General features: G+C 68.7%; 3 protein-coding genes. 2 read left to right on the top strand and 1 reads right to left on the bottom strand.

What is annotated here, in order from left to right; all coding sequences use genetic code 11:
* Nucleotides 1-900 (bottom strand): ROK family transcriptional regulator (locus tag IEY93_RS39045; RefSeq protein WP_229691773.1); only part of this gene is annotated, 900 nt, incomplete at its 3' end.
* 240 nt (nt 901-1,140) lie between these two features.
* Here IEY93_RS39045 and IEY93_RS36640 point away from each other — a divergent pair.
* Nucleotides 1,141-2,424, top strand: a complete 1,284-nt coding sequence (locus IEY93_RS36640; RefSeq protein WP_189167764.1) for an ROK family transcriptional regulator — start codon at nt 1,141-1,143, stop codon at nt 2,422-2,424.
* A 217-nt stretch (nt 2,425-2,641) separates the two neighbouring features.
* Complete coding sequence (locus tag IEY93_RS36645) at nt 2,642-8,668, top strand: ThuA domain-containing protein (protein ID WP_203968970.1); 6,027 nt, start codon at nt 2,642-2,644, stop codon at nt 8,666-8,668.
* Nucleotides 8,669-8,731: the final 63 nt, after the last annotated feature.

The raw sequence follows: 8,731 nt of genomic DNA on the forward strand, positions 1-8,731 counted from the left end.
AGGTGTGGCCATGCGCACCAGCGCCGCCAGCCCCACTTTGGTCTCCCAGCACCCGGCCCGGCCGCAGCCGCACGGCTCGCCGGAAGGGTCGACCACGACGTGGCCCAGCTCGCCGGCGAAACCGTCCGCCCCGTTGAGGAGCCGGCCGCCGGAGATGATGCCGCAGCCGACGCCGACCTCACCGGTGAGGTAGATCAGGTCGGGGGTGCCGAGGGCGACCCCCGAGGTGTACTCGGCGAGCGCGGCGAGGTTGGCGTCGTTGTCGATGGTGATGGGCACGTCCGCGGGGATGCCCGCGGACAGCAGCGCATCGGCCACCGACACGCCCTGCCAGCCCAGGTTGGGGGCCACGACGACGGTCCCGCTGGAGGTGTCGATCAGACCGGGAACGGCGACCGTGATCCCCGCCAGCGTGACTCCGAGCGCGTCGAGATCGGCGATGGTCCTGCCGATCATCTGGACGAGCTTGTCGAGCGAGCGTCCGGGCTCCGACCGCATGGCGTCGAAGCCGATCCGCCGGTCGATGAGCACGCGCCCCGCCAGGTCGGTGGCGAAGGCGGCGATGTAGTCGACGTTGACCTCCAGGCCCAGAGCGCCGATGCGTGATCCGTCGAGCGCGAGCGCGAGGCTCGGACGTCCGACGGAGCCGGCGTGCTGCGGCCCGACCTCCTTGAGCAGCCCCCGCGCCTGCAACTCGCCCACCAGGCTGGTGATGGTGGTCTTGTTCAGGCCGGTCTCGGTGGCGACCGCCGATCTGGAGCACTGGCCGCGCTCACTGACGTGGCGCAACACCAGGGAGAGGTTGGACCGGCGGACGGTGGTCTGGTCCGCCGGGGTCCCCGCGGACCGGCCGAGACCCCTCGGTTCGCCGGTGCGGCCGTCGAGCTGACTGCGGTCCACGGCCCCTCCCTGAATTGATTTGCATGGCTCGCCGAATTAAAGACATAGAACCCCCTATGTGACAAGCGGTGCACATGAGGGATCTCCGTAACGTTCCCGTAACGCGTTGCATTTTTGTGTCGACCTGGTGTTTTGTCGCCCGTTGCCAACTCGTTACCTCACGAAGGGGTGCATACCGGACACATGCATGTTACAAACCCGATTAATTGATCAAAGCGATAAACGAAGGGCGGTGACCCCGTGACGCAGGAGCAGCACCTCATCCGCACCGCGAACGGCACCGCCTCGCCCGCCGGTCCCGGCTCGGTACGCAGGGCGAACCTCTCGCTGGTCCTGCGTCAGCTACGCGACCATGTGTCACGTTCCAGGGCCGACATCGCGGAGTCGACCGGCCTGCACCGGGCCACCGTCTCCAACCTGGTGACCGAGCTGCTGCACCGTCGGCTGGTGCGGGAGGTCGGCATCGAGCACGTCGGAGCGGTCGGCCGCCCCCGGCGGGCCGTGGCGCTGCACGGCGCCCACGTCGGCGCGCTCGGCCTGGAGATCAACGTCGACTACATCTCGGTGTACGGCACCGACCTCAGCGGGCGGGTCCTGGTCGAGCGCCGGGTCGGCTTCGACACGATGGGCAGCGGACCCGAGCGTTCGCTGCGCAGGCTCGGCCTGGTGGCCCAGGAGGCCATCACCGCGATGAAGCGAGGCGGCGCGGTGCCGGCCGGCGTCGGCGTGGCGGTCCCCGCCCTGGTCGACGTGGCGCGGGGTGTCGTGACGCTCGCCCCGAACCTCGGCTGGCACGACCTGCCGCTCGCCGCCCTGCTGTCCTCCGCCCTCGGCCCGCTGCGCGTACCGGTGATGGTGGACAACGACGCCAACCTCGCGGCACTGGCGGAGTACACCTCGGGCGTCGCCGCCGGCACGCCCCACATGGTCTACCTCACCGGCGAAGTGGGAGTGGGCGGTGGCATCATCATCGACGGCAGGCTGCACCGCGGCGCCGACGGGTTCTCCGGCGAGGTCGGGCACCTGCCGGTGGACCCCGCGGGCGACCGCTGCGGCTGCGGCCGGCACGGCTGCTGGGAGACCAAGGTCGGGCTGGCCGCGCTGGCACGCAAAGCCAGGCCCGAACTGGCGTACGAGCAGCCCGGCCTGCCGGTGTCCGACCCCGAGGAGCGGGCGACCGAGATCGCCAGAGGGCTGGCCGACGGTGACCCGCGCATGCTGGAGACGGTGGCGCAGGTCGGCCGGTGGCTCGGACTCGGCGGCGCGATCGTGGTGAACCTCTTCAACCCGAGGGTCATCGTCCTCGGCGGCTACTTCGCCACGCTCGCCCAGTGGCTGCTGCCGCACGCGCAGGCGGAGCTGGATCGGCTGGTGGTGGCCCGGCCGGCCATCCGGTGCCGGTTCGCCGCCTCCGACTTAGGTTTCGGCGCCGCATCCCGCGGCGCCGCGAGCATGGTGATCAACCAGCTCATCGACGACCCTATGACGCTCATGGATCAATTACCCCGGCCGGCGGCACACTGACACCGGCCCCCAAGGACCTGGAGACGGCACTCTCCAGCACCTGAAACCGTCCATCGCTCCACAAGCGGCAACAAGCGCGGCGGCGCGCGCCTTGCCTGACATCCCCCCCGGTCAGGAAGGGTTTCCCATGTCACCACGTTCTCGAACGTGGGCCAGGCTGCTAAGTGCGGCCACCCCGGCCAAGGACCATCGCTCACTCCGCGCGACAGCGGCGTCGATGGCCCTCGCTCTCGTCCTCCCCGTCCTGTCACTCGTCGCATTGCCGGCGAGCTCCGCGAGCGCCGCCACCGCGGCGGCCGCGGCGGACCCCGATTTCAAGGTCCTGGTCTTCTCCAAGACCACCGGCTTCCGGCACGACTCGATCCCCGAGGGCGTCGCCGCCATCCAGAAGCTCGGCCAGGAGAACAACTTCGCGGTCGACACCACCGAGGACGCCACGAAGTTCACCGACGCCAACCTGGCGCAGTACCAGGCCGTCGTCTTCATGTCCACGACCGGTGACCCGCTGGGCACGCAGGACCAGAAGGACGCGTTCCAGCGCTACATCCAGGGCGGCGGCGGCTACGCCGGCGTGCACGCCGCTTCCGACAGCGGCTACAACTGGTCCTGGTACGGCAAGCTGGTCGGCGCGTACTTCAAGCAGCACCCGGCCATCCAGAAGGCCACCGTCAAGGTCGAGGACCCGGCGCACCCCTCCACGCAGGGGCTGCCCACCTCCTGGTCCCGCACCGACGAGTGGTACGACTACCAGGCCAACCCGCGCGGCACCGTGCACGTGCTGGCGTCGCTGGACGAGAAGTCCTACACCGGCGGCACCATGGGCATCGACCACCCGACGGTGTGGTGCCAGGACTACGACGGCGGACGTTCGTGGTACACCGGGCTCGGCCACACCAAGGAGAGCTTCGTCGAGCCGGAGTTCCTGAAGATGCTGCTCGGCGGCATCAAGACGGCCGCCGGCGCGGTGAAGGCCGACTGCTCGGCCTCGCAGAGCGGCAGCTTCGAGAAGGTCACCCTCGACGACAACACGGCGAACCCGATGATGCTGGACGTGGCCAAGGACGGCCGGGTCTTCTACATCGACCGCAACGGTGACATCAAGATCATCAAGACGACCGGCGCCACCGTGACGGCCGGTCACCTCAACGTGTTCACCGCCAACGAGAGCGGCCTGCTCGGCATGGCGCTGGACCCGAACTTCGACACCAACAACTGGCTGTACGCCTACTACTCGCCGACGGGCGTGAACGTCGACCGGCTGAGCCGCTTCACGGTCACCGGCGACACCCTCGACCTGGCCAGCGAGAAGAAGATCATGGACGTGCCGGTGCAGCGCGCCGAGTGCTGCCACCACGGCGGCGGCATGGTCATGGACCACAAGACCGGCGACCTGTGGCTCGCCACCGGTGACAACACCAACCCGTTCGCCTCGGACGGCTACGCGCCGCTCGACGAGCAGTCCGGCCGTTCGGCGTGGGACTCGCAGCGCACCGCGGGCAACACCAACGACCTGAGCGGCAAGGTGCTGCGCATCCACCCCGAGACCGACGGCACCTACACCGTCCCGGCCGGCAACCTGTTCGCGCCGGGCACGGAGAAGACCAAGCCCGAGATCTACGCCATGGGTATGCGCAACCCGTTCCGGATGGGCATCGACCCGAAGACCGGTTACCCCATGGTGGCCGACTACGGCCCCGACGCGGGCTCCGCCAGCGCCACGCGCGGTCCGGAGAACACGGTCGAGTGGAACCTGATGAGCAAGCCGGGCAACTACGGCTGGCCGTACTGCGTCGGGAACAACAAGCCGTACGTCGATTACAACTTCGCGACCAAGGCCTCGGGCTCGGCGTTCAACTGCGCCGCGCCGGTCAACGACTCGCCCAACAACACCGGTCTGACCAACCTGCCGCCGGTGACGCCCGCGACGGTCTTCTACCACTACAACACCGACGCGGCGAACTTCCCCGAGCTGAACGGTGGCGCGCCGATGGCGGGCCCCGTCTACCGCTTCGACCCCAACCTGCAGTCGAACACCAAGTGGCCGGCCTACTGGGACGGCAAGGCGATCTTCGGCGAGTGGAACACCAACAAGATGTTCTCGTTCCAGCTCAACGAGGACACCACCTCGCTCGTCAAGATCAACCAGATCGTCAAGTCCATGAGCTTCAAGCGGCCCATGGACCTGAAGTTCGGCCCCAACGGGTCGCTGTACCTGATCGAGTGGGGCTCCGGGTTCGGCGGTGACAACGCCGACTCCGGCATCTACCGCATCGACTACATCAAGGGCACCCGCCCGCCGATCGCCCGCGCCACCGCGGACAAGACCGACGGCCCCGTGCCGCTGACCGTGAAGTTCTCCAGCGAGGACTCGCGCGACCAGGACGGCAAGGCGATCACCTACGCCTGGGACTTCGACGCCGACGGCACCGTCGACTCGACCGACCCCAACCCGTCGTACACCTACACCACCGCCGGCAACTACAGCGCGGTGCTGACCATCAAGAACACCGAAGACGTCACCGCGACCGCCAGCGTCCCGATCGTCGCGGGCAACACCCGCCCGACGGTCACCCTGGCTCCGCCGCCGGACGGCGGGTTCTTCGAGTTCGGCGACCAGGTGAAGTACAAGGTGGTCGTGACCGACCCCGAGGACGGCACCGTCGACTGTGCCCAGGTCGAGGTCCAGGCGTTCCTGGGCCACGACAGCCACGGTCACCCGCTCGACACGCACAACGGCTGTGAGGGTGTCATCCAGACCCTCACCGACAGCGGTCACGGCACCGACGACAACCTCTTCTACGTGCTCGAGGCCCGCTACACCGACAAGGGCGGCTCCGCCGGCGCGGCCAAGGCGCTCACCGGGCGGGGCGAGGTCGTCCTGCAGCCCAAGCGCAAGCAGGCCGAGCACTTCACCGAGACCGGCCGCGTGGCCGACGGCAAGGGCACCGACACCCCGGGCGTCCAGGTGGAGGACACCACCGACGCGCAGGGCGGCTCCAAGAACATCGGGAACATCCAGGACGGCGACTGGTTCTCGTTCTCCCGGCTGAACCTGGTGAACATCAACTCGCTGCGGCTGCGCGCCTCCTCCGCCGCCTCCGGTGGGACCGTGCAGGTCCGGGTGAACGACCCGGTGAACGGCACACTGATCGGCTCCGCCGACGTGCCCGGCACCGGTGCCTGGCAGACGTTCACCGACGTTCCGGTGACCCTGACCAACCCGCCGTCGGAGACCGTCACGCTGTACTTCGTCGTGCGCAAGCCGGCGAGCGCGGCGGACGACGCCTTCCTGGTCAACGTCAACTGGGTCGACTTCATCGGCAAGGGCGTCACGGAGAACCAGCGTCCCTCGGTGACCGCCACGGCGACCCCGAAGTCGGGCGTCGCCCCGCTGAAGGTCGACTTCACCGCGACGGCCACCGACCCCGACGGGGACGAGCCGCTCACCTACAAGTGGAACTTCGGGGTGAACGGCGCGCCGGAGCCGACGACGGCCAACGCGAGCTACACCTACAACGCGCCGGGCACCTACACCGCCACGGTGAGCGTGACCGACGCCAAGGGCGCCGTCGCCACCGCCAAGGTCTCGGTCAAGGTCGACGCGCCGACCACGGTCTGCCTGTCCGGACGCTCCGACGACTTCCTCGGCACGGAGCTCGACCGTGACCGCTGGTCGGTCATCCGGGAGGACCAGAACCTGAAGGTCGTGGACGGCAAGCTGGTGCTGCCGACCTCCACCACCGACATCTACGGCGCGGGTGGCAACACGACGAACATCGTCGTGCAGCCCGCTCCGGCCGGTGCCTGGACCGCCACCACCAAGCTCACGATGAACGCCCGCGACCAGTACCAGCAGGCGGGTCTGATCATCTACGGCGACGACAACAACTACGCCAAGATGGTGCTGCAGGCGCGGGGCAACAACTCCCACGCCAACCGCGTGTTCCAGTTCATCCGCGAGGAGAACGCCACCACCAACGAGGTGTCGCAGAGCAACACGGCGCAGCTCGGGGACGCCTACCCCGACACGGTGTACGTGAGGTTCATCAGCGACGGCACCAACATCACCGCCCACTACTCGGCTGACGGCACCACCTACACCGCCATGCCGCAGACCAAGGCCCTCGCCGGGATCACCAACCCGAAGATCGGCCTGCTGTCGCTGGCGGGCGCCAACCACCCCGTGGTGGACGCGGCGTTCGACTGGTTCCACATCATCCCGGACGACAAGGCCACCAGGCCGGAGCCGAACGACGAGTTCGACGGCACCGCTCTGGACCTGTGCCGCTGGGACGGCTCGGTCCGCCTCGACTCCACGACGTCCCGGGTGACCGGCGGCAACCTGGAGATCGACACCCAGACCGGTGACATCTACGGCACCGGCAACAGCAGCCCGAAGAACTTCATCCTGCAGCCGGCGCCGGAGGGCGACTGGACGCTGGAGACGAAGCTCGACGGATCGGCGATCAGCGAGCAGTACCACCAGGGTGGTCTGATCGTCTACGCCGGTGACGACGACTACGTGAAGTTCGACCTGGTCGCCGACAGCACTGCGGGATCGGCGGTCGCCCGCCGTCTCGAGCTGCGCAGCGAGGTCGGCGGCGCCGTGCAGGACCCGCAGCCGCAGCTGACCGAGTCCGCCACCGGCGTGTGGTGGCTGCGTCTGGTGAAGAAGGGTGACGCCTTCAGCGGCTTCTACTCCACCGACGGCACCACCTGGACCGAGATCGCCGCGAACACCCCGGTGCGCAACAGCGTGGTGGCCAACGGCGGCAAGGTCGGCGTGTTCGCCTTCGGCGCCAACCAGACCAAGTCCGCGACCGTCAAGTTCGACTACTTCCACCTCTCCAAGGTGGTCGAGCAGAAGGACGAGACGGCCCCGGTGACCTCCGCCGCGACCACTCCCGAGGCGCCGGCCGGCGGCTGGTACTCCGAGCCGGTGAAGGTCACGCTGACCGCCACCGACGAGGACAAGGGCAGTGGCGTCGACCGCACCGAGTACCAGCTCGACGGCGGCGACTGGACGGCCTACACCGAGCCGGTCACGGTCTCCGGTGACGGCTCCCACACCGTCGCCTACCGCTCCACCGACAAGGCCGGCAACGTCGAGGAGGCCAAGACCCTCGAGGTCAAGGTCGACGCGACCGCGCCGGTGACCACCGCGACGGCCGACGCAGAGGTGCCGGCCAGTGGCTGGTACACCGCTCCGGTGCTGGTCACGCTGGCCGCGGCCGACGCGGGCAGCGGGGTCGACCGCACCGAGTACCAGCTCGACGGCGGCGACTGGACGGCCTACACCGAGCCGGTCGTGGTCTCCGGTGACGGCTCCCACGCCCTCGCCTACCGCTCCACCGACAAGGCCGGCAAGGCCGAGGAGGCCAAGACCCTCGAGGTCAAGGTCGACTCGATCGCCCCGGTGACCACCGCGACGGCCGCTCCGGCGAACGGCGACGGCTGGTACAACGGCGCGGTGCCGGTGACCCTCGCGGCGACGGACGCGACGTCCGGCGTGGCGAGCACCGAGTACGCCCTGGACGGCGGCGCCTTCCAGCCGTACACCGCGACGGTCAGCATCACCGGTCAGGGTCAGCACGAGCTGCAGTACCGCTCGACCGACAAGGCGGGCAACGTCGAGGAGACCAAGGCCGTCACGGTCAAGATCGACTCGAAGGCTCCCAGTGTCCTGATCACCGGTGTCGCGAACGGCAAGCAGTACGGCGACAGCGTGGACCTGAAGATCGCCTGGCAGGCGACCGACTCCGGGTCCGGGCTGAAGTCGGTGACCGGCACGCTGGACGGCCAGCCGTTCACGTCCGGCACCGTCACGGCGCTGTACAAGCTCGCCCTCGGCGAGCACACGCTCACCGTGACCGCCGTCAACAAGGCCGGCAACAGCACCGTGCAGACGGTGAAGTTCACGGTCGCCACCTCGACGGCCGACATCGGCAACCTGATCGACCGCTTCGAGAAGGCCGGGAAGCTCACCCACAAGAACGCCGACAAGCTGCAGAAGGCGCTCTGTGACGTGCGCAAGGCCGAGAGCAAGAACCAGCACGACCACCGCAGCTGGGACAAGAAGGACAAGAACGACAAGGAGCGGAACAAGAAGATCGTCAAGGCGCTCGAGGATTTCAAGAAGGTCGTCAAGGACAAGAAGGTCGTCACCGACACCGAGGTCCGGACCACGTTCCTTCGCGACGCCGACGCGCTGATCGTCCAGTACGGCGGCAAGCCGAAGAACTGAGCCGCGGGGTTCGCCCCGCCCTACCGGCGGGGTTCCGGATGACCCGACGGGCATCCGGAACCC

It is taken from the genome of Sphaerisporangium melleum (assembly GCF_014646695.1).
Taxonomy (GTDB): domain Bacteria; phylum Actinomycetota; class Actinomycetes; order Streptosporangiales; family Streptosporangiaceae; genus Sphaerisporangium; species Sphaerisporangium melleum.

Coding starts and splice junctions, on each gene's coding strand:
- IEY93_RS36645 (WP_203968970.1), top strand. CDS start 2,642: ATGGCCCTCGCTCTCGTCCTCCCCGTCCTGTCACTCGTCGCATTGCCG.